The sequence below is a fragment of the Mesorhizobium sp. M8A.F.Ca.ET.218.01.1.1 genome (genome assembly GCF_004791165.1).
GTDB lineage: Bacteria > Pseudomonadota > Alphaproteobacteria > Rhizobiales > Rhizobiaceae > Mesorhizobium.
Genome location: NZ_SRUZ01000004.1, coordinates 330,875 through 352,343 on the forward strand (window position 1 = coordinate 330,875; position 21,469 = coordinate 352,343).

Consider the following 21,469-nt stretch of genomic DNA (forward strand, 5'->3'; position numbering starts at 1 on the left):
ACAAACACTATCTGTTCCAGTTGTGTTCCGCAACCGTTTAAAGTTTAATGAATTTGTTAAGGCTGCGGATGTTTTTTGTCCGCTACGGCGGGCAGAAGCCGACCTTTTCCGCCATCGGCAGGCCCATTGAAATCGTTATGGTTAATGGCCTGTGGCCCATCCGCTCCCGAGTTTGGCGTCAGCCGTTCGGAAGGCTTTCCCCGGGCGGATTGTATAATTTATCGGTCCGTTATTCGCGGAACGAAACGAAACCAAAACGCCAACGACTGGCAGCTTCGGGGCAGCGATGGACCCAGGCGTCCGGCCCCACTCCGACCAACGCGTGCGAATAGGTGTCGCGGAAGCGCCGGAGTCATCCCGAACCAGCTTTCAAGCTGCCGGCGCGGGCGGCGTATTTGGTCGGGCCGCTGTCTTCGCTGTGGACATAGACGTGCAGGGTGTAGCCGATATGGGCCACCATCAGCGCCTTGGCCCGCTCGACGTCACGATCGAGTGCCGCTTCCATGATCGCGGTATGGTGTTCGATCGCAATCGCTTCGCGCAGCGCCTCCATCGCCTCTTCGTAGCCATCCTTGAGGCCGGCCGCGGCCCGCAATGTCGGCGCCAGACCAAGAAAGCGATGATGCCGGCGCAATTGATCCGAGATCGTCGAGCGGAAACGCAACAGCCAATCGCATGTGGCGGCACTCAGCAGCGCCGCATGGAAAGCCTCGTGATTCTCGTCCCATTTGTCGACCGCCGCATCCGAGGGATCGTCGACCGCGGTTTTGCAACGGGAGAGCCGGTAGTGGGCGGTGACCACGGCATCTTCCCATTCCTTGCCGCCTTTCTCCATCGATTCGAGGAACAGGGGGATCTCGACCACCATCCTGGCGCGCGCCAGGTCCTCCAGTTCGGCCCGCGACACCCGAGCCACGGTAAAACCGCGATTGCTGATGGCGGTGACCAGGCGTTCGGCCTCGAGCCGCGACAAGGCTTCGCGCAATGGCGTCCAGCCGACTCCATAGGTGCCGCGCAGTGCACTCAGTTTGAGCGGGGCGCCGGGCATGAGGCGCGTGGTCAGGATATCGCGCCGCAACAGCTGATAGGCTGCCTCCGTCTTTGTGGAGCTCGTTTGATCCTGCATCGCGGTCCATCCGTCGTCTGGCAGGGAAAATTATATATGATGTAGGGGCATGGCAAGAATTATATATAATGTTTGACACAAGCCGGCGGACTGACCATGATCGTTTGCAGTAGCCGCGCTGCAAGCGGCGCTGATCAAATCTGGGAGGAAATGATGTTGAAGTCGAAATCCGCTTGGTTGTCGGGTTTGTTCATGGCTAGCGCGTTGATGGTGAGCGCCGGCAGTGCCGCCGCCGACCAGATACGCATCGGCATTGCCAATTTCGGCGAGCACCCCCAGCTCAATGCCGCCATAGCCGGCTTCAAGAAGGCGCTGACGGACAATGGCTTCGTCGAGGGCAAGGACGTCGTCTATACGGAAAGCCATACCAATTTCGATGCATCGCTGGTGCCGCAGATGATCGCCAAGCTGCAGGCGGAGCAGCCCAAGCTGATCTACACCATCACCACGCCGGTCTCGCAGATCGCCAAGAAGGCGCTCGCCGGTTCCGGCATTCCAATCGTCTTTGCCGCGGTCACCGATCCAGTGGCGGCCAAGCTGGTGCCGTCGTGGGATTCAGGTGACGAAGGCATGACCGGCGCCAGCGATCTGCAGGACGTCGCCGCGGTGATGGCCTTCACCAAGAAGCTGCTGCCGAACGCCAAGCGCTTCGGCGTGCCTTACAATCCGGGCGAGGCCAATGACGTTGCCTTGGTCGAAAAGATCAAGGCGGCGGCGCCCGCCGCTGGCTTCGAGGTGGTGGAGGTCGGCATCGACAACGTCAATGACATCCAGCAACGTATCGCTTCGCTCGCCGGCAAGGCCGACGTCATCTACGGCCCGGCCTCGAACCTGATCCAGCCGGCGATCGCCGCTGTCTCCGCCGCCGCCCGCCAGGCCGGTATCCCGGTCGTCAACTCCGATGACAGCGCGGTCCGCAACGGCACTGTGCCGGCGAGCTTCGCGGTCAATTACACGCAGGTTGGCATCAACGCCGGCGACATCGCCGCAGAGATACTCAAGGGCAAGGATCCCAAGACGATCGCGCCGTCGCGCCCGGCCTACAAGGATCACATGGCAACGATTTCCCGCAAGGCGATGGCCGCGTTCGGCATCGAGATACCGGCCTCGATGGCAGATTGCGGCTGCATCGTCGACTGACATCAGGCTGCATGAAGGTGACGGCGCGGGCGCCGTCACTTTTCATGTCAGGGAGGAACGATGCTCGAGATCCGATCCGCGCGCAAAGTATTCTACAGGGGCCAGGCCGACGAGAAGATCGCGCTGGACGGCCTCAGCCTGTCATTGGCGACTGGCGAGTTCGGCATCGTCATCGGCTCCAACGGGGCGGGCAAGAGCAGCATGCTCAACGCCATTTCCGGCGCTCTGATCCTCGATTCCGGCCAGATCCTGATCAATGGCGCCGATGTGACTGATATGCCGGTGCACAAGCGCGCCGCGAAGCTGGCCCGCGTCTTCCAGGATCCGATGCGCGGCACCGCCGCCAGCATGACGGTCGCGGAAAACATGCTGCTGGCTGATTTGCGCAGCAGCAAGCGCACCTTGCGCCAGGGGCTGAACGCCACCCGGCTCGCGTCCTACAAGGAACGCCTGTCGATACTGGGCCTCGGCCTTGAAAACCGCATGGACACCCGCGTCGACCTGCTTTCGGGTGGGCAGCGGCAGTCCCTGTCGCTGATCATGGCGGTCGGCGGATCGCCCGACTTGCTGCTGCTCGACGAGCATACCGCGGCGCTCGACCCGCGCACGGCCGAGATCGTCATGCAGGCAACGGTGCGCGCCGTCAGCGCGCTGAAGCTGACGACTTTGATGGTGACCCACAACATGCAGCATGCCGTCGACTACGGCAACCGGGTGATCATGCTCGACGCCGGCCGCGTCCTCCTGGAGGTCACAGGCGAAGAGAAGGCGAGGATCACGGTTATCGATCTGATCGGCCATTTCTCAGTCAAGACCGACCGCATGTTGCTGGCGAGCTGATCATCATGGGCTTCATTCAGGACGTTCTCGCCAGCTTCGTCGCGATCATGCCGGTCACGCTGGCGCAAAGCCTGATCCTGGCCTTTGTCGTGCTCGGGATCATGATTCCGTTTCGCATGCTGAATTTTCCCGATCTCACCAGCGAGGGCGCCTTTCCGCTGGGCGGCTGCATCTGCGGCGTCCTCCTTGCCGCCGGCGCATCGCCGTTGGTCGGCATCGCCGCCGCCCTCGTTGCCGGCTTCGCGGCGGGCTGCTGCACCGCCTTCATCCATCTGCGCTTCCGCATCCACACGCTTCTGGCGGGCATCCTGATGATGACGATGCTCTACAGCATCAACCTTCGCATCATGGGCAAGTCCAATCTCTCGGTCTTCGGCTCGCCGACGGTGTTCGACTGGGTGCCGTTCGCGCGGCCGGGTTTTCCCGCCAGCAAGATCGTCGTCGCCGGCCTTCTCGCGCTGATCGCCTTCATGCTGCTCCACATGTTCTTCAGGACCGAGAAGGGGACGGCCGTGCGTGCCGTGGGCGCCAATCCCGACATGGCCGAGGCGCAAGGCATCAATGTCTGGGCCGCGACCATAGGCGGTGTCGGGTTGGCGAGCGCTTTTTCGGCTTCAAGCGGCGCGCTGATGGTGCAGTCGCAGGGATTTGCCGACGTCAATATGGGATTGGGGATCCTCATCAACGGCCTTGCCGCGCTGATGATCGGCGAGGCCGTCGTCGGCAAGCAGACGGTCTGGCGCCAGCTGCTGGCGCCCTTCGCCGGCGCGATCATCTACTACCAGCTGGTGTCGTTCTGCCTTGCCGCCGGCATGCCGCCGCCCGACCTGAAGCTTGCCACGGGTCTGTTCGTGCTCGCCATGCTTGCCTTGCCCAGCCTCAAGCGTAGCCGCGGGTCCGCGCCGGCACGCGAAGCGATCCGTGAATAACCAGGGCATGAATAACCAGGGAATGTCACAAATGATGCGTGCACCGCTCGATTTCGCAGCCGTCGAGGCCATGGATGCGGCGGACCCGCTGCGCGCCATGCGCGACCGGTTCATTTTGCCGGAAGGCGTCATCTATCTCGACGGCAATTCGCTTGGGGCCGCGGCACCCGCCGTCTTCAACGAGCTGCAGAAGGCTGCCACCCAGGAGTGGGCGCAGGATCTCATCCGCGCCTGGAATACTGCCGGCTGGTTCGACATGCCGCTGGCACTTGGCGACCAGCTCGGACGGCTGATCGGCGCCGCGCCCGGCCAGACCGTGGTGTGCGATACGACCTCGATCAATATCTACAAGGTGCTGCATGCCGCACTCGGCATGCGGCCGGACCGGTCGGTCATCGTCGCCGAAGGCGACAGCTTTCCGACCGATCTCTATATGGCCGAAGGCGTGGCCTCGACGCGACCCGGCACTGTCTTGCGGCTCGAGGGCGTCGACGCGCCGACCATTGAGGAACTGATCGACGAGCGTGTCGCCGTCATCCTGGTCAACCATGTCAATTACAAATCCGGCCAGCTGCGCGACATGGCGGCACTGACATGCAAGGCCCATCAGGTCGGCGCGCTGATCGTCTGGGATCTCTGCCATTCCGCCGGCGCCTTGCCGGTCGAACTCGACAGCGCCAATGCGGATTTCGCCATCGGCTGCACTTACAAATATCTCAATGGTGGTCCGGGCGCGCCAGCCTTTATCTACGCCGCCACGCGTCATCACGACAAAGTCCAGCAGCCGCTCAGCGGTTGGTGGGGCCACGCGCGGCCCTTCGCCTTCGAGCAGGGTTATGCGGCCGGCAGCGGCATCCGTCGCTTCCTGTGCGGCACGCAACCGGTCTTGTCGATGCGGGCGCTCAAGGGGGCGCTGGATATCTGGGACGATGTCGACATGGCGACAGTGCGCAACAAGAGCATCGCGCTCACCGACCTGTTCATCCAACTCGTCGAGACCAGATGCGGCGCTTACGGCCTGGAGCTGGAAAGCCCGCGCGATGGCAAGCAGCGCGGCAGCCAGGTTTCGTTCCTCCACCCCAACGGTTACCAGGTGATGCGGGCGCTGATCGAGCGCGGCGTGATCGGCGATTTCCGTGCGCCATCGACGATCCGCTTCGGCTTCACGCCGCTCTATGTCGGTTACGCCGATGTATGGCAGGCGGTCGGGGTGTTGGAAGATATCCTGCGCACCGGCGCGTGGAAGGACGCGCGCTTCGCGGTCAAGACCGCGGTGACCTGAAGCGTCGGCGCAATTCCAGGAAAAGTGCCGCGCCGCTTTCCAGTCCGCACCAAGGAGCTCAGAGCCGGGTACGGACGTTCCAGAGTTCCGGAAACAGGACGACCTCGAGCATCTTCTTGAGGTAGGAGGCACCGGATGTGCCGCCGGTGCCGCGCTTCAGGCCGATGATGCGCTCGACCGTGGTGACGTGGTTGAAGCGCCATCGGCGGAAGTAGTCCTCGAAGTCGACCAGTTTCTCGGCCAGTTCATAGAACATCCAGTAGCGCTGCGGATCGCGGTAGATGGTCTGCCAGGCGACGAGGACCTCTTCGTTCTCGCTGCGCGTCTCTCGCCAGTCCGTGCGCCTGGCATCGGCGCCGATGTCGAATCCGTTGCGTGCCAGAAGCAGCAGCGCTTCATCGTAGAGCGACGGCTCGGTCAGGATTGCCTCCAGCCTGCCCGTGAGGTCCGTCCGGTGCTTGTGCGGCCCAAGCATGGCGAGGTTGCGATTGCCGGCCATGAATTCGATGGCGCGATACTGCCAGGACTGGAAACCCGAGGACTGGCCGAGCGCGTCCCGGAATTCGGTATATTCGCTTGGAGTCATCGTGCGCAGCACGTCCCAGGCGTTGTTCAGCTGCTCGAAAATGCGGGCGACGCGCGACAGCATCTTGAAGCTCGGCTCCAGCCGGTCGGCACGGATCGAGCGGATCGCGGCGCCAATCTCGTGCAGGGCGAGCTTCATCCAGAGTTCCGATGTCTGGTGCTGGATGATGAACAGCATCTCGTCATGCGCCGACGACAGCGGCGCCTGCGCGTCGAGTACTTTCTCCAGGTGCAGATAGTCGCTGTAGGACATGCGTTCTTTGAACGACATCTGTGCGCCTTCGGACGCCGGATCGTAGGGTTCGCTCAATTGATTTTCTCCGTGCGCAGGCGGAAGCGCTGGATCTTGCCGGTCTGGGTCTTGGGCAGCGCGGCGATGAATTTGACCGATCGCGGGTATTTGTAGGGCGCGATGGTTGCCTTGACGTGGTCCTGCAGGCGCTTGACGGTCATCGCGTCCGGCGCCACGCCTCGCACCAGCACGACATGCGCCTCGACGATCTGGCCGCGCTCGCCATCCTCGGCGCCGATGACAGCGCATTCGGCGACATCGGGATGCGAAAGCAGCGCCGCCTCGACCTCGGGTCCGGCGATGTTGTAGCCGGCGCTGACAATCATGTCGTCGGAACGCGCGGCAAAGTGAAAGAAGCCGTCCTCGTCCTGCGTGAAGGTGTCGCCGGTGAGATTCCAGCCGTCGCGCACATAGTCCTTCTGCCGGTCATCGGCCATGTAGCGGCAGCCGGTTGGCCCGCGCACCGCCAGCCGTCCGGTCTCGCCACGCGGCACTTCGCGCATGTCGTTGTCGACGATGCGCGCCTCGTAGCCGCCGACCGGCTTGCCGGTCGAAGCGGGCTTCCTGTCGTCAAAGCGGTTGGAGACGAAGATGTGCAGCATTTCCGTGGCGCCGATGCCATCGAGGATCGGCTTGCCGGTCTTTCGTGTCCACTCTTCGAAGACCGGAGCCGGCAAGGTCTCGCCGGCGGAAACGGCAACACGCAGCGATGACAGGTCGGCACCCTCATCCATGGCCTTCAGCATGGCGCGGTAGGCGGTCGGCGCGGTGAAGGAAATGGTGGCTTTGTAGCTCTCGATAATGTGGATCATGTTGGGTGGCGTCGCCTGTTCCAGCAGGGTCGCCGCCGCGCCGAAGCGCAGGGGAAAGATGGCCAACCCGCCAAGACCGAAGGTGAAGGCGAGCGGCGGCGAGCCGACGAAGATGTCGTCCGGCGTCACCTGCAGGACTTCGCGGGCGTAGGCATCGGCGATGATCAGCAGGTCGCGGTGGAAATGCATCGTCGCCTTCGGCACGCCCGTCGTGCCCGAGGTGAAGCCGAGCAGGGCGACATCGTCGCGGCCGGTGCTGACGGCGGTGAAGGTGACGGGCTTGTCGAGGGCGGCGCGGTCGAGCTCGGCATCATGGTTGGCGGTGCCGTCGAAGCCGATCACCTGCTTCAGGAACGCGCTGTCCTTGGCGCAGGCGGTCATCTCGTCCATCAGCCTGGTGTCGCAGAGCGCGATCGTGATCTCGGCCTTGTCGACGATCTTTGTGAGTTCGCCGGCACGCAGCATCGGCATGGTGTTGACGACGACGGCGCCGACCTTGGTGGCGGCCAGCCAACAGGCGACCATGGCTGGGTTATTGGCGGAGCGGATCAACACCCGGTTGCCCGGCTTGACGCCATAATTCTCGACCAGCGCGTGGGCGAGCCGGTTCGTCCAGTCGGACAGTTCCTTGTAGGTGCGGCGGCGGCCATTGCCGATCAGGGCGGTGTGGTCGCCGAGACCCTTCTCGACCAGCCGGTCGGTCAATTCGACACCGGCGTTGAGATGTTCGGGGTAGTCGAAGCCGTCGAGCAGGAAGTCGGGCCATTGTTCGGGCGGCGGCAGATGATCGCGCGTGAACGTGTCGGTATGCGCTGAAGGCCCAAGCATGTCGCCGCTGTCCCTGTCTGCTGCCCGGCCAGCGTGGGGGCACCTGGCCGGAGGCGGTGGATCTGAATTCCCATCTTTCGCGGAAGGCTTCGTGCAGCCGGCTACACCTTGTCGACCATGTCGCCGGAAAGGTGACGATTGGCAGATTCGGACAGCACAGCGGACCTCCCATTGTCGACTGTTCCGCAGGCAGGATCGCACCAGTCGAAATTTGTTTCAAGCCTAAAATGTTTTTGCCGGAGCATTGACGCATGACATGGCGGCGGCCATTGCTAGTGCAGAAACGATGCCGCTTCGGGGGAGGGTGCCGATGCCAGACCATCGCATTGCCGACTGGGACAATGCCTACGCCAACGGCGCCAATATCGCCGGCAGTGACCGTTGGCCGGCCGCATGGGCGGAACCCGCGCAGGCGTTCCGCGATGCGCTATCGGCACAGGGCCGGGCACGTATCGACATTGCCTATGGCGATCGTCCGCGCAACCGCTTCGACCTCTTTCTGCCCAAGGCCGCGCCGAGGGGCCTAGTGGTGTTCATCCATGGGGGCTATTGGATGGAGACCGACAAGAGCTTGTGGTCGCACCTCGCCGGCGGCGCGGTCGACAGCGGTTTTGCCGTGGCGATGCCGTCCTACACGCAGTGCCCCGACATACGCATCGCCGGCATCGTCACCGAAATCGGGACGGCTATCAGCAGGGCCGCGGCAATGGTCGACGGGCCGTTGATTCTGACCGGACATTCGGCCGGTGGACATCTCGCCAGCCGCATGGTGACGGTGACCACGCCTTTGGCTGCCGATGTCGCGCGGCGTATACGCCATGTCGTTTCGATTTCAGGCTTGCATGATTTGCGCCCGCTGATGTGCACGGACATGAACGCGACGCTGAAAATCGATGAGCATGAGGCGCAGACGGAAAGCCCGGCACTGCTGCGCCCCCTGGATGGTATCCGCATCACCTGCTGGGCCGGCGGTGGGGAGCGATCCGAATTCCTGCGCCAGAATGCGTTGCTGGCCAACATCTGGACCGGACTTGGCGCAATTACCAATGCCGTGGTCGAACCTGATCGGCATCATTACGATGTTGTCGATGGCCTTGCCGATCCAGCGCACGCCTTGACGCGGACTTTGATCTCGGAATAGCCGAGATCATTTTTGTCCTGTTATCAGCTATTTGTAAGATAATTCTTCAACGCAACATCAGAACGCTGCAAGCGTCTCCGGCAACAGATGCGGGAGCAAAAGGCGCGCGCACGACCAATCCGTTGGCATCGGCGAGCATCCTCAGCATCGAAGAATCCTGGATGCCGAACGGCGTCGCCACCAACCCGCTGCCGTCCTCCCGGACCACCGCCCGCACATAATCCTGGCGCAGATCGTTGGCCGCCATTGCGGCGCCCAGCCGTGCCTGGCGGATATCCTGACGATGATCGCGGCCGCCGAGCCTCGCCAGAAGCGGCTTCAGGAACAATTGCGAGCAGACCAGGCTTGCCACCGGATTGCCGGGCAGGCCGATGCATCTGACATCGCCGAGGCGCCCGAACATCAGCGGCTTGCCAGGACGCATGGCGATCTTCCAGAAGCCGAGGGTCATGCCTTCGCTGGTCAGCACGTCATGGATAAGGTCATGGTCGCCCACCGAGGCACCGCCCAGCGTGACGATAACATCGGCGCCGGCGGCCACCGCTTTCCTGACCAGGGCGGCGATGGCGTCCTTGCGGTCGGCGGCGATTCCGAGATCGAGCGCGCGGGCACCGACCGACTGTGCTGCCGCGGCGACGCCATAAGCGTTGGACGAGATGATCTGGTCCGGCCCGAGTTCGCTGCCGGGCTGCAACAGTTCGTCACCGGTGGCGATGATGGCGACCAACGGCCGTTTCACCACGCTCACTCGGGGGTGGTTGGCCGATGCCGCCAGCGACAGTGCAGCCGGGTCGAGCAAACGCCCCTTCTCCAGCAGCACGTCGCCCTTGGAAAAATCGAGGCCGACGCGGCGGATGTTGCGCCACTCGGCGGTGGGCTCGAACACTTCGATGTTGCCACCGCCGAGATCCCTGACATTCTCCTGGATGACGATGGTATCGGCACCATGAGGCAGCGGTGCGCCGGTGAAGATGCGCACGGCTTGTCCTTGGCCGACCGCGCCGTCAAAGCCACGCCCGGCCGGCGCTATCCCGATCACCGAGAGTTTCGACGGCACCGACGCCACGTCGGCGACTCGCACCGCATAGCCGTCCATGGCAGAAGCGTTGAAGGGCGGCTGGGTGCGAAGCGCCACCACCGCTTCGGCCAGCACACGATCGACAGCCTCGATGAGGGGGACGCTTTCGCCGGCCAGCGGCACGGCGCCGTCGAGGAGGCGTTCGAGCGCCTCGGCGACCGGAACCAGCACCATCAGGCACCTGCCTTGTAGTCGCCGGACTTGCCGCCGGTCTTTTCGGCCAGCCGGATACCGGAGATGACCATGGCGCGGTCCACCGCCTTGGCCATGTCGTAGATGGTCAGGCAGGCCACGGACGCGGCGGTCAATGCTTCCATCTCGACGCCGGTCTTGCCGGTAACGCGCGCCAGCGCCGTGACCCTGAGGCCGGGCAGAGCATGGTCCGGTTCTATGTCGACGGAAACCTTGGTCAGCAGCAGAGGGTGGCAGAGCGGGATCAGCTCATGCGTCTTCTTGGCCGCCATGATGCCGGCGATGCGCGCGGTGCCAAGCACGTCACCTTTCTTGGCGTTGCCGGCGAGAATGGTCTTCAATGTCTCGGGCTGCATGGAGACGAAGCCTTCGGCGATCGCGGTGCGCGTCGTCTCTTCCTTGTCGCCGACATCGACCATGTTGGCCTCGCCCTGCGCGCCAAGGTGCGTGAGGTTGGCCACGATCAGATCGCCTCGGCTACTGCCTTGCCCGTCAGGAGCAAGCGCGTCGCGGCGGCGACGTCCTGTTGCCGCATCAGACTTTCGCCGACGAGAAAGGTGCCGATGCCGCTCTTTTGCATCCTGAGACAATCGTCATGGGTGAAGATGCCGCTCTCGCTAACCAGCAGGCGATCGGCAGGTACCATGGCCGCCAGCCGCTCGGAGGTCTCAAGGCTGGTCTCGAACGTTCTCAGATTGCGGTTATTGATGCCGATCAGCCGCGACGACAATTTCAACGCGCGCTCCGTCTCGGCCTCGTCGTGGACCTCGATCAGCGCATCCATGCCGAGTTCGAACGCGGTCGTTTCCAGCTCATGCGCCAAGTCGTCGTCAACACTGGCCATGATGATCAGGATAGCGTCCGCGCCCCAGGCGCGAGCTTCATGGACCTGGTAGGAATCGAACAGGAAATCCTTGCGTAGCGCGGGCAGGGCGACGGCTGCCCTTGCCCTGGTGAGGAATTCCGGCGCCCCCTGAAAGGACGGCTCGTCCGTCAGTACGGAAAGGCAGGCGGCGCCGCCTTTCTCATAGGCCTTCGCCAATGCCGGCGGATCGAAGTCCGCACGGATCAGCCCTTTGGAGGGACTTGCCTTCTTGATTTCGGCGATCAGGGCGAAATCGCCGGATTTGCGTTTCGCGTCGAGCGCCGCGAGAAAGCCGCGCGGTGCGTCGGCGTCTTTTGCGTGCGCCTTGATCTCTGCCAGCGGTACGCGTGCCTTGGCGGCGGCTATCTCGTCGCGCTTGTAGGCTTCGATCTTGCGCAGAATGTCAGACACGGTTCACCCGTTCGAAATTTCGACCAGCCGGTCGAGCACCTGCAGCGCCCGGCCGCTGTCGATCGCCTGCGCGGCGATGGCGATGCCGTCACCCAGCGTCGTCGCCTTGCCCGCAATCACCAGTCCGGCGCCGGCGTTCATCAACACTGTGTCGCGGTAGGCGCCGGCGGCGCCGCCCAGCATATCGCGCAAGGCCTTGGCATTGTAGGCGGCGTCACCGCCGCGCAGCTCGTCCTTGGTATGGCGCTTCAGTCCAACCTCTTCAGGGGTCAGCGTAAAGCTGCGTATCTCGCCGCCAACCAGTTCGGCAACCTGCGTCTGCCCGGTGGTGGTGATCTCGTCATAGCCGTCGCCATGGGCGACCCAGGCGTGCTCGGTGCCGAGCGCCTTCAGCGTCTCGGCCACCGGCATGATCCATTCCGGCAGGAACACGCCGACCATCTGCCGCTTCACCCCCGCCGGATTGGACAGGGGACCGAGCAGGTTGAAGATGGTGCGGGTGCCGAGCTCGACGCGTGTGGGGCCGACATGTTTCATCGCCGGATGGTGTGCGGGGGCGAACATGAAGCCGACGCCTGCCTCACGAATGCAACGGCCGATGAACTCGGGCGAGAGGTCGATCTTGACGCCGAGCGCGATCAGGACATCGGCCGCACCGGTCAGCGAGGACAGGCCGCGATTGCCGTGCTTGGCGACCGGCACGCCACTGGCCGCAATGACGAAGGCTGATCCTGTCGAGATGTTGACCGAGTGCGAATTATCGCCGCCGGTGCCGACGATGTCGATGGCGCCGTCAGGGGCATCGACGCGCAGCATCTTGGCACGCATCGTGGCGACGGCGCCTGAAATCTCGCTGACCGTCTCGCCGCGCACGCGCAGCGCCATCAGGAAGCCGCCGATCTGCCCTGGGGTCGCATCGCCCGACATGATGATGTCGAAGGCCTCGCACGCCTCCTCGAAGGACAGGGCGGTGCCGGTCGCGACCTTGGCGATATGGGTTTTCAGCGCGCTCATCTTGTCGAGGCTTGGGCAACGGCGGCCTGGTCGATGCGGACATCGTATTGCGTCTGCAACTGCGCCACCAATTGGTCGAGCAGGTCGTCGGACATGCCGGAGGTGAATGATTTCTGCGCGTCGTCCGGCACCGAGCTGGCGTCGGCGCCGGCCGGTTCGAACACTTCGGCGACCTTGAACAGGATCTGGCCGTCGCCGGTGGGCGAGGGGATCAAGCCGGTGCCGCCTTCGCCGACGCCGAACATCACGGCGGCGCCCTCCTTGCCGAAATCGGCATCATCGGCTTCGCGCTTCAGGCCGCGCTTGGTCTGCTTTTCCAGCTTGAGTTCACTGGCGATGACATCGAGCGTGGCGCCGGCCTTGAGCCGCTTCTCGAGTTCGTCCGCCTTGGCGGCGAGCCGCTTGGTGGTCTCGGCAGCCGTCCAGTCGGCGACCACCCTCTGGCGCACCTCATCAAGAGTGCGGTCGCGAGCCGGTGTGATCGAACCAACCTCATAGAAGACGAAGCCGTTGTCCGCCGTGGTCAGCGCTTCGTTTTCGGTGTTGGGTTCGGCATCAAAGACGGCCTTGATCAGCGACGGCGATTCCGGCAGGTCCTTGACGATGGTGCCATCGGGCCTCAGGCCATTGCGATCGATGGCGTCGATGGTGATGTCCTTGAGCTTCAATTTGGCGGCCGCGTCGGCCAGCGAACTGCCCGATGCACGGGTGTCCTCATAATTGTCGTGCACATCCAAAAGGATGCGGCTTGCCTCACCCAGCGCCAGGTCCTTGCGGATCTGGTCGGACACTTCGGCAAGCGGCTTCACCACCTCGGGCTTGATCTCGGTCACGCGCAGCAGCACTGGACCGAAGGTGCCCTGAACGACCTGGCTGACTTCATTGGCATTGAGCGCGAAGGCGGCATCGGCAACCGCCTTGTCGGCGATCTTGTCCTTGGCGAGCGTGCCAAGCAGGATATCGGCCGGGGTCTTGCCTTCGGCGGTCACCAGCTTGTCGAAGGTGGCACCTGCCTTGAGCGAATCGAGCGCTGCCTTCGCGGCATCCGGCGTCTTGAACACAAGCTGCTCGATGGTGCGCATTTCGGGTGTGGTGTAGCGCGCCTTGTTCTTGTTGTAGTCGTCACTGACCTGCTGGTCGGTGACCGCGGTCGTATCCATGATGTCCACCGGTTCCAGGCGGACATAGGAGAATTTGCGGTACTCAGGTGCGGCGTAGGTTTTCTTGTTGGCCTCGAAATAAGCCTGGAGCACGCTGTCGCTCGGCGCCTCGATCGGCTCGACCAGCGTCTTTGGCAATGTCAGATAGTCGACGGTGCGGTCTTCGCCGCGGTAGAGCGCGACCGCCTTGAAGAACGTGTCGGGGGCTTTGAGGCCGTCCGAGACAGCCTCGACGATCTGCTGGCGCACCGCCACCTGGGCGCGGTTCTTCAGGTAATCCTCGGGCCGCATGCCGACCTCGTGCAGCATGTAGTCGAATGTCCGCCGGTCGAACTGACCGCCAGGGCCCTTGAACGCCGGATCTTCGCGGGTGAGTTCAGCCAGCCGGTCCTTGGAGAGGCCGAGGCCCAGCTTGCGTGCCTGTTCGTCGAGAACGGCACCGGAGACGAGTTGCGCCAGCACCTGATTGTCGATGCCGAGCGCCTTTGCCTGTTCATGAGTGAGGCGCTGACCGAACTGCTGCGACATGACGGCGAGCTGGCGGTCATAGGCAAGGCGGTATTCGTTGATCGATACCTTGGTTCCACCAGCGGTTATCACCGAATCGTGGCCCGCAAAGCCGCCCATGAGCTTTCCGGAGATGCCCCAGGCAGCGAAACTGACCACCAGCAGCGAAAGCAGCGTCTTCGCGACCCAGGTACCTGCCGCGCTTCTCAATATACCAAGCATGGTTACTTCCGATTTATGCGCATTTTCGCATGCGCCGAGTCTGAAACAAGCGCAATAGCGCCCTTCCGGTCCACTGTCGATTGCTTTGTGGCCTGATTTTGGTAGTGAGGGCCAGAGCCTGATATCGCCCGGAGAAGCACACCATGACGCCAGGAATTCGCCCGCTTGTCGCCGGCAACTGGAAAATGAACGGCACCAGCGCCTCGCTGAACGAACTCAGGATGATCGGCAACGGTTTCATGAGCGGGCTCGACGCCGAGACCGAAGCACTGGTCTGTGTTCCCGCGACGCTGCTTTCCCATGCGGCGGAGATCCTGTCGCGCACGCCTGTCCATGCCGGCGGTGAGGACTGCCACCCCAAGGAAAGCGGCGCCTATACCGGCTGCATCTCGGCGGAGATGCTGAAGGACGCGGGCGCGAGCCATGTCATTGTCGGTCACTCCGAATGCCGCGAACAACGCGGCGAGGACGATGCGACGGTCCAGGCCAAGGCCACCGCGGCCTGGCGTGCCGGACTGGTGGCCATCGTATGCATCGGCGAGACGCAGCAGCAGCGTGAAGCCGGCGCCACGCTGGAGGTGCTTTCGCGCCAGGTTGAAGGCTCGGTGCCGCCGAGCGCCACGCCGTCCAATACCATTATCGCCTACGAGCCGGTGTGGGCGATCGGCACCGGCCTGACGCCAACGGCGGCCGATGTGGCCGAGGCGCATGCGCATATCCGCGAAAAGCTGTCGGAAAAGCTGGGGACCGCCGCTGCCAGGATGCGCATTCTCTATGGCGGCTCGGTCAAGCCGTCCAACGCGGTCGAACTGCTGGGCGTCAGGAACGTCGATGGCGCGCTGGTCGGCGGCGCCAGCCTGAAAGCGGCTGATTTCCTGGGTATCGCCGAAGCCTATCGCAGCATTGCAGGCTGAGATCCACGACGATTGGCGGGTCCCATCTCGTCCAAATTCGTTGCAAAGGGCACGTTGCTTCCCATATTCCGGCCACGGGCTTGGAAATGCCGTGAAAGCATTGTATTGAGCCGCCTCCAATTCACCGGTCGTGTCCGCGGCCGGGCAAGGCCTTGCCAGGATAAACTATGCAAACCGTACTGATCGTCATCCATCTCATGGTCGTGCTCGCCCTTGTCGGCGTGGTGCTGCTGCAGCGTTCCGAAGGCGGCGGCCTCGGCATTGGTGGCGGGTCGGGCTTCATGACGGCGCGCGGCGCGGCCAACGCGTTGACCCGGGCGACGGCGATCCTGGCGGCAGCGTTCTTCGTGACGTCGCTGACCTTGTCGATCATTGCCCGCTACGGCGAGAAGCCGATCGACATTCTCGACCGGGTTCCCGTGACCTCGGACGGCGCCGGCAAGGGCGTGCTCAACCAACTGCCCGGCACCACCACCCCGGCTCCCGCCGGCACCACCACGCCGACGCCGCCATCCGGAAACGACGCCGCGGCAAAGCCTCCGGCAACGGCCCCGGCCACTGCCCCCGCCGCAGGCTCAACGCCGCCGGCCACCAACGGAACCACCAACACAGCGCCGGCGGCGCCCCAGGTTCCGAACCAGTAAACCTCGACGTTTCCAAACCGCGATCTGTGATCGTTTGAACACAGTCGCGGCAAATGCTGCGCGATCACGAAGATTCGACGGGCAGCAGTGCGGTCTCGCGCTTGAGGCATCCGCGCTTATTCGACTATAGATTGCACGCGGCATTTTCGGCGTCCTTGGGGGACGCCGGGCGACGCCGTGGGCAACAAGCATTGAACGATCGGATCTTCGCCATGCAGCTTCGCAGCTTCATTTTCCTGGGACTTTGCGCCGCAATCGGCATGAGTTCCCCGGCCTTCGCCGCCATGCCGGCAAACATGGCCGCACAACAGCCGGTGTCGCTTGAGAAAACCGACGCCATCCCCGTCGCGGCCAAAAGCGATGCGGCGCAGTTGAAGCTTCTCAAGAAGAAGAAAAACCCGACGCCGGACGATCTTGCCCAGATCAAGAAGATCGAGGCCAAGATCGTTGCCGACAAGGAGAACGCCAAGGCCAAGGCGCTCGAGGCCAGGAAGCTGGCGATGCGCGAAGCGGCGAAAGCCAGGGCCGATGCCGCACGGCAGGCCTTCCTAGCCCAGAAGGGCAAAAGCGCTCCGGCGGCTGAAGTGGCCGAGGCCAACACAGCCAAGAAGACCACCAAGATCATCGAACCGATTGAACCCGTCACGCCGATCCAATCGGCTGAGCCTATCCCGGCCGAAGCGATGAATGTCGCTTTGACCGGCAACAATGGCGAACTGCGCAGCGAGGTCGTCGGCGGCCAGAAGCAGTCGAGTGGCGGCCTGTTCGCCGGCCTGTTCGGTGGAACTTCATCGGGCTCATCGATCAGCTATCTGCCCGAGACCCGCGCGCTCGATTCGGCACTTGCCCAGAGAAACGCCAAGAAGCCGTTCAAGGTGAAGCCGGAATTCGTGCCTCAGGACGTGGAATTTACGGGCTATGATGCCGGCACGATCGTCATCGACACCAGCGCTCGCCGGCTCTATCTCGTCGAATCGTCCACGACCGCGCGTCGCTATGCCATCGCGGTCGGCCGCGAAGGCCTGCAGTTCAAGGGCACGGTCGCGGTCGGCGACAAGCAGGAATGGCCGCGCTGGATCCCGACACTCGACATGCAGAAGCGCGAGCCAAAGCACTACGGCCAGTACAAGGACGGCATGGCCGGCGGCGGACAGAACCCGCTCGGTGCCCGCGCCATTTATCTCTATGACGGCAAGAAGGACACGCATCTGCGTATTCACGGCACCATCGCGCCGCAGTCTATCGGCACCAGCGCCTCCAATGGCTGCTTCCGTATGATGAACGAGCACGTCATGGATCTCTACAGCCGCGTCCGGGTCGGCACCAAGGTCGTCATCATCTGACGTTTCCATCATCATGCCGAAAGGGCCGGCTCAGCCGGCCCTTTTGTTTTGCTTGGAGCGGTTCAACGTTTGATAGAATCGCCGACCTGCTCTAAGTCTTTGTTTTTACGCCAATTCCGGACGGAAGGTCTCGATCAAAACCCGTTTTGGTCGGGATCCTGTCCAAAAAACCGGATTCCATTTTAGGGATCATGGTCCGAGCGCCTTCTTGGGAAAAAGCCTTCGCGGCGGTTTTTTCTCTGGCGGAATCAATCCGGCCGCGTTAAGCGATGACTCCCATGGCGCGATATGTATTCATCACAGGCGGCGTGGTTTCCTCACTTGGAAAAGGCATTGCCGCAGCGGCCCTTGGGGCTCTCCTGCAGGCGCGAGGCTATCGCGCTCGCATCAAAAAACTCGATCCCTACCTCAATGTCGACCCCGGCACGATGTCGCCGTACCAGCATGGCGAGGTGTTCGTCACCGATGACGGTGCCGAAACCGATCTCGATCTTGGTCATTACGAGCGCTTCACCGGCCGTTCCGCCAATCAGCAGGACAACATCACGACCGGGCGTATCTATAAGAACATCATCGAGCGCGAGCGGCGTGGCGACTATCTCGGCGCGACCGTGCAGGTCATCCCGCACGTTACCGACGAGATCAAGAACTTCGTCCTCGACGGCAATGACGACTATGATTTCGTGCTGTGCGAGATCGGCGGCACGGTCGGCGACATCGAGGCGATGCCGTTTCTCGAGGCAATCCGCCAGCTCGGCAACGATCTGCCGCGCAACAATGCCGTCTACGTGCATCTGACCTTGATGCCCTATATCCCGACAGCAGGTGAGCTGAAGACCAAGCCGACCCAGCATTCGGTCAAGGAATTGCGCGGCATTGGCATTGCGCCCGACATACTTCTGGTGCGCGCCGACCGCGCCATTCCCAAGGAAGAGCGCCGCAAGCTGTCGCTGTTCTGCAATGTCAGGGAGAGCGCCGTCATCCAGGCGCTCGACGTGCCGCACATCTACGACGTGCCTATGGCCTACCATAAGGAAGGTCTCGATTCGGAAGTGCTGGCCGCCTTCGGCATCGACCCGGCGCCCAAGCCGCGCATGGAACCGTGGCAGGCTGTCTCCAACCGCATCCACAATCCGGAGGGCGAGGTCACCATCGCCATCGTCGGCAAGTATACCGGCCTCAAGGATGCCTACAAATCGCTGATCGAGGCGCTCTCGCATGGCGGGTTGGCCAACCACGTCAAGGTCAAGCTCGACTGGATCGAATCGGAAATCTTCGAAAAGGAAGACCCGGCGCCTTGGCTTGAGAAGGTGCACGGTATCCTGGTGCCCGGCGGCTTCGGCGAACGCGGCTCGGAGGGCAAGATCCTGGCGGCGAAATTCGCGCGTGAGCGCAAGGTGCCATATTTCGGCATCTGCTTCGGCATGCAGATGGCCTGCATCGAGGCGGCGCGATCCCTGGCCGGCGTCGAACATGCCTCCTCGACCGAGTTCGGCCCGACCAAGGAACCGGTCGTCGGTTTGATGACCGAATGGCTGAAGGGCAACATGTTGGAAAAGCGCCGGGCGACCGGCGATCTCGGCGGCACCATGCGGCTCGGCGCCTATCAGGCCGAACTCGCCAAGGGCTCGAAGATCGCCGACATCTATGGCGACACCCAGATTTCCGAACGTCACCGGCACCGCTATGAGGTCAATATCGACTACAAGCAGCGCCTTGAGGATTGCGGGCTGGTCTTTGCCGGCATGTCGCCTGACGGCGTGTTGCCTGAGACGGTCGAGTATCCCGACCATCCCTGGTTCATCGGCGTGCAGTATCACCCCGAGCTGAAGAGCCGGCCGCTCGATCCGCATCCGCTGTTCGCCAGCTTCATCGAGGCGGCGGTGGAGCAGAGCCGGCTGGTCTGACTGATTCCATGCGGACCTATGTCGCGCTCCTCTACAGCATCATCCTGGGAGAGGGGCGGCGGGTCGTCATGTCCGACCTCAAGGCGATGGCGGAAGGCATCGGCCTAAAGAATGTCCGCACCTTGGTGGCGACCGGCAACCTGGTGTTCGAGAGTGAAAAGATTTCGGTCGCCACGCTTGAGACACGCCTTGAGGTCGCCTTCGAAAAGGCCTTTGGCCGCCACGTCGACATCATTGTCCGCAGTGCCGGGGATTGGCTGACACTCGCAACCAGCAATCCATTCCCGGCTGACTCGGTGGAAGCCGGCGACCAGGTCGCGGTGCGCGTAATGCGCAAGCCTGTAGCCGGAGATGCCATATCGGGTCTTCAGACCCGTGCCGCCGGGGACGAAAAGGTGCTTCTGGTCGGTGGCGACATATGGCTTGTGTTTTCGCGCGAGAGGCCAAGTTCGCGCCTGCTTGCGGCCGCCAATCACAAGCGCCTCGGCATTGGCACCTCGCGTAACTGGAATACGGTGCGCAAGCTGGCTGAAATGGTCGCAGAATAGAGCGGGGCGGCTCGAGGCCGCCCCGGTTTCAATCCATCATGCTTTGGCCGTCTTGGCGCCTGCGCCCACGGCCGCGGTCCGCAGCACGTAGTAGATGACGCCGGCGATCGCCACGCCGAAGAACCAGCCATAGACGCCCCACCAGGACGGCAGCCAGTTGGTGAAGTTCGGCAGGATCGAGGAGAAGACGGCGCCGATCCCGGCGGCGATGAAGGCATTGACGTGCCAGCCGCCCTGGAAGCGGAATTCGCCGTCCTCGCGGTAGAGTGCCTCGACGTCGACCTCGCCCTTCCGGATCAGGTAGTAATCGACCATCATGACGCCGAAGATCGGTCCCATCGTCGCGCCGATGATGTTGACGAAGGACGCGGCGCTGCCTTCCCACGGCGCGAAGGGATAGAGCACGAGCGCGATCAGCGCGGCGATGTAGCCACCCTTCTTGAAGTCGATCTGACGCGGGAAGACGTTGGAGAAGTCGAACGCGGGTGAGACGAAGTTGGCCACCACGTTGATTCCCAAGGTCGCCACCGCGAAGGTCAAGGCCGCAAGGGCAGCCAGGAACCAGCTGTCGAACTTGGCCGAGATCTGGTCGGGATGCAGCAGCACTTCATGGTAGACGTCGTAGGCGGCGATGGTGGTGACGCCGGCGACCAGCGAGAACAGGATGAGGTTGACCGGCAGGCCCCAGATATTGCCCTTGCGCAGCGCTGCCTGGTCGGGCGCATAGCGGGCGAAATCGCAGAAATTGAGATAGAGCGCCGAAAAATACGTCACCCATATCGCCGCCACCGCGAATAGCGACGTCCACGAGCCCGGGGTTCCAGGCACGCCGGCATCCTTGGTCTTCTCCAGAAGCACGTCCATCGGTATGTCGCTGGTGAAGGCGAAGGTTCCGGATTTGACGCAGAGATAAATGGCCAGGAGCAGCATCATCACCCAGACGGCGGGTCCTGCCCAATCCTGGAAGCGGCGCACCGTTTCCATGCCTTTCTGGATGATCAGCAGTTGCAGGGCCCATATGACCACGAAGCAGATCACCTCCAGGCCGGAATGGCCGAGGAAATGGGTGTTGGCGTTGAAATCGGCGAACCATTGCGAGCGGATGAGCAATGCGACGATGGCGCCGGAGGCGGCGGCAGTCTGCGCGCCATACCAGAAGCAGGCGACGATGGCGCGCACCAGTGCCGGAATGTTGGCGCCCCAGATGCCGAAGGAGGCTCGGGCCAGCACGGGGTAGGGCACACCGGTTTTCACACCGGCATAGCCGACCATGTTCATCAATGCGTAGATGATCAGCGAGCCGATGCCGATGGCGATGATGAAATTGACGAAGCCGCCGCAGAACAGAAAAAGGCTGGCGGCGAGGTAGTAGCCCCACAGGCTATGGACGTCCGAGGTCCAGACATTGAAGATCGAGAATGGTCCCCAGTTTCGAACCTTGGCGGGAGCGAGATCTTCATTATAAAGGTCAGGCGATGCGCCTTGTATCGTCATTGCAATATCCCCTTCTTGCAGCACGCGCCCTCACGCGTTGACCGCAGAGGTTACGCCTGACGCAGGGGAACCGACAAGCAACCGATTTGCCGGCTTTGGCCTTAAAGATATTCAATGCGAACCGCGATTATCGACAGACGGTAATGGTGAGCCGCTTTGGAAAAGCGCCCGTCTGTCGATTCGAATTTTCGATCC

The 21,469-nt window shown here is 62.9% G+C and carries 19 protein-coding genes; 10 read left to right on the forward strand and 9 right to left on the reverse strand.

Features of this window, described 5'->3' with window-relative positions; all coding sequences use genetic code 11:
• Positions 1 to 352 precede the first annotated feature (352 nt).
• On the reverse strand, positions 353 to 1,126 hold the full coding sequence (locus EN861_RS17640; protein WP_127280510.1) for a GntR family transcriptional regulator: 774 nt from the start codon (positions 1,124 to 1,126) through the stop codon (positions 353 to 355).
• A gap of 153 nt (positions 1,127 to 1,279) precedes the next feature.
• On the opposite strand from EN861_RS17640, the gene EN861_RS17645 reads away from it, so the two are divergent.
• From EN861_RS17645 to kynU, 4 genes are read left to right on the forward strand one after another with little or no spacing between them, the layout of a single operon-like run.
• A complete protein-coding gene (locus EN861_RS17645) occupies positions 1,280 to 2,266 on the forward strand; it encodes an ABC transporter substrate-binding protein (protein ID WP_127280509.1) in 987 nt (328 codons plus the stop codon).
• 60 nt (positions 2,267 to 2,326) lie between these two features.
• Positions 2,327 to 3,106 (forward strand): ABC transporter ATP-binding protein, encoded by a 780-nt coding sequence (locus EN861_RS17650; protein WP_127872482.1) that lies wholly within the window; start codon positions 2,327 to 2,329, stop codon positions 3,104 to 3,106.
• A gap of 5 nt (positions 3,107 to 3,111) precedes the next feature.
• Complete coding sequence (locus tag EN861_RS17655; RefSeq protein WP_127279653.1) at positions 3,112 to 4,035, forward strand: ABC transporter permease; 924 nt, start codon at positions 3,112 to 3,114, stop codon at positions 4,033 to 4,035.
• Positions 4,036 to 4,069: 34 nt separating this feature from the next.
• On the forward strand, positions 4,070 to 5,317 hold the full coding sequence (gene kynU, locus EN861_RS17660; protein ID WP_127872563.1) for a kynureninase: 1,248 nt from the start codon (positions 4,070 to 4,072) through the stop codon (positions 5,315 to 5,317).
• A 58-nt stretch (positions 5,318 to 5,375) separates the two neighbouring features.
• Here kynU and kynA read toward each other — a convergent pair whose 3' ends face one another.
• The gene (gene kynA, locus EN861_RS17665; protein WP_127279652.1) at positions 5,376 to 6,212 is read right to left on the reverse strand and encodes a tryptophan 2,3-dioxygenase; all 837 of its coding nucleotides are present in this window, start codon (positions 6,210 to 6,212) and stop codon (positions 5,376 to 5,378) included.
• Positions 6,209 to 7,834, reverse strand: coding sequence for an AMP-binding protein (locus EN861_RS17670; RefSeq protein WP_127279651.1), 1,626 nt, complete (start codon positions 7,832 to 7,834; stop codon positions 6,209 to 6,211). Before EN861_RS17670 ends, kynA begins: the two co-directional genes overlap by 4 nt.
• Before the next feature lie 310 nt (positions 7,835 to 8,144).
• On the opposite strand from EN861_RS17670, the gene EN861_RS17675 reads away from it, so the two are divergent.
• Positions 8,145 to 8,975, forward strand: a complete 831-nt coding sequence (locus tag EN861_RS17675; RefSeq protein WP_127279650.1) for an alpha/beta hydrolase — start codon at positions 8,145 to 8,147, stop codon at positions 8,973 to 8,975.
• Between the two features lie 46 nt (positions 8,976 to 9,021).
• Here the strand turns inward: EN861_RS17675 and glp are convergent, their stop codons facing one another.
• The 5 genes from glp to EN861_RS17700 are packed head-to-tail and all read right to left on the reverse strand — an operon-like array spanning position 9,022 to position 14,424.
• Entirely contained in the window at positions 9,022 to 10,227 is a 1,206-nt protein-coding gene (glp, locus tag EN861_RS17680) for a gephyrin-like molybdotransferase Glp (RefSeq protein WP_127872480.1), read from the reverse strand.
• Complete coding sequence (moaC, locus tag EN861_RS17685; RefSeq protein ID WP_127281213.1) at positions 10,227 to 10,709, reverse strand: cyclic pyranopterin monophosphate synthase MoaC; 483 nt, start codon at positions 10,707 to 10,709, stop codon at positions 10,227 to 10,229. The genes glp and moaC overlap by 1 nt, the downstream gene beginning before the upstream one ends.
• The gene (gene trpC, locus EN861_RS17690) at positions 10,709 to 11,521 is read right to left on the reverse strand and encodes an indole-3-glycerol phosphate synthase TrpC (RefSeq protein ID WP_127872479.1); all 813 of its coding nucleotides are present in this window, start codon (positions 11,519 to 11,521) and stop codon (positions 10,709 to 10,711) included. Before trpC ends, moaC begins: the two co-directional genes overlap by 1 nt.
• Before the next feature lie 3 nt (positions 11,522 to 11,524).
• The gene (gene trpD, locus EN861_RS17695; RefSeq protein ID WP_127872478.1) at positions 11,525 to 12,535 is read right to left on the reverse strand and encodes an anthranilate phosphoribosyltransferase; all 1,011 of its coding nucleotides are present in this window, start codon (positions 12,533 to 12,535) and stop codon (positions 11,525 to 11,527) included.
• Positions 12,532 to 14,424, reverse strand: coding sequence for a peptidyl-prolyl cis-trans isomerase (locus EN861_RS17700; protein WP_135864631.1), 1,893 nt, complete (start codon positions 14,422 to 14,424; stop codon positions 12,532 to 12,534). Before EN861_RS17700 ends, trpD begins: the two co-directional genes overlap by 4 nt.
• Positions 14,425 to 14,567: 143 nt before the next feature.
• On the opposite strand from EN861_RS17700, the gene tpiA reads away from it, so the two are divergent.
• The 5 genes from tpiA (at position 14,568) to EN861_RS17725 (ending at position 19,780) form a co-directional block, all read left to right on the forward strand.
• Positions 14,568 to 15,338: a triose-phosphate isomerase gene (gene tpiA / locus EN861_RS17705; protein WP_127281035.1), complete on the forward strand. Its 771-nt coding sequence runs from the start codon at positions 14,568 to 14,570 to the stop codon at positions 15,336 to 15,338.
• Between the two features lie 167 nt (positions 15,339 to 15,505).
• The gene (gene secG, locus EN861_RS17710; protein WP_127280483.1) at positions 15,506 to 15,982 is read left to right on the forward strand and encodes a preprotein translocase subunit SecG; all 477 of its coding nucleotides are present in this window, start codon (positions 15,506 to 15,508) and stop codon (positions 15,980 to 15,982) included.
• A gap of 212 nt (positions 15,983 to 16,194) precedes the next feature.
• A complete protein-coding gene (locus tag EN861_RS17715; RefSeq protein ID WP_127280484.1) occupies positions 16,195 to 17,325 on the forward strand; it encodes a L,D-transpeptidase in 1,131 nt (376 codons plus the stop codon).
• A gap of 269 nt (positions 17,326 to 17,594) precedes the next feature.
• Complete coding sequence (locus EN861_RS17720; protein WP_127280485.1) at positions 17,595 to 19,232, forward strand: CTP synthase; 1,638 nt, start codon at positions 17,595 to 17,597, stop codon at positions 19,230 to 19,232.
• An 8-nt stretch (positions 19,233 to 19,240) separates the two neighbouring features.
• Positions 19,241 to 19,780 (forward strand): DUF1697 domain-containing protein, encoded by a 540-nt coding sequence (locus EN861_RS17725; RefSeq protein ID WP_135864633.1) that lies wholly within the window; start codon positions 19,241 to 19,243, stop codon positions 19,778 to 19,780.
• A gap of 36 nt (positions 19,781 to 19,816) precedes the next feature.
• On the opposite strand, the gene EN861_RS17730 is transcribed toward EN861_RS17725, so the two are convergent.
• Positions 19,817 to 21,274, reverse strand: coding sequence for an NCS1 family nucleobase:cation symporter-1 (locus EN861_RS17730; protein WP_135864635.1), 1,458 nt, complete (start codon positions 21,272 to 21,274; stop codon positions 19,817 to 19,819).
• Positions 21,275 to 21,469: the final 195 nt, after the last annotated feature.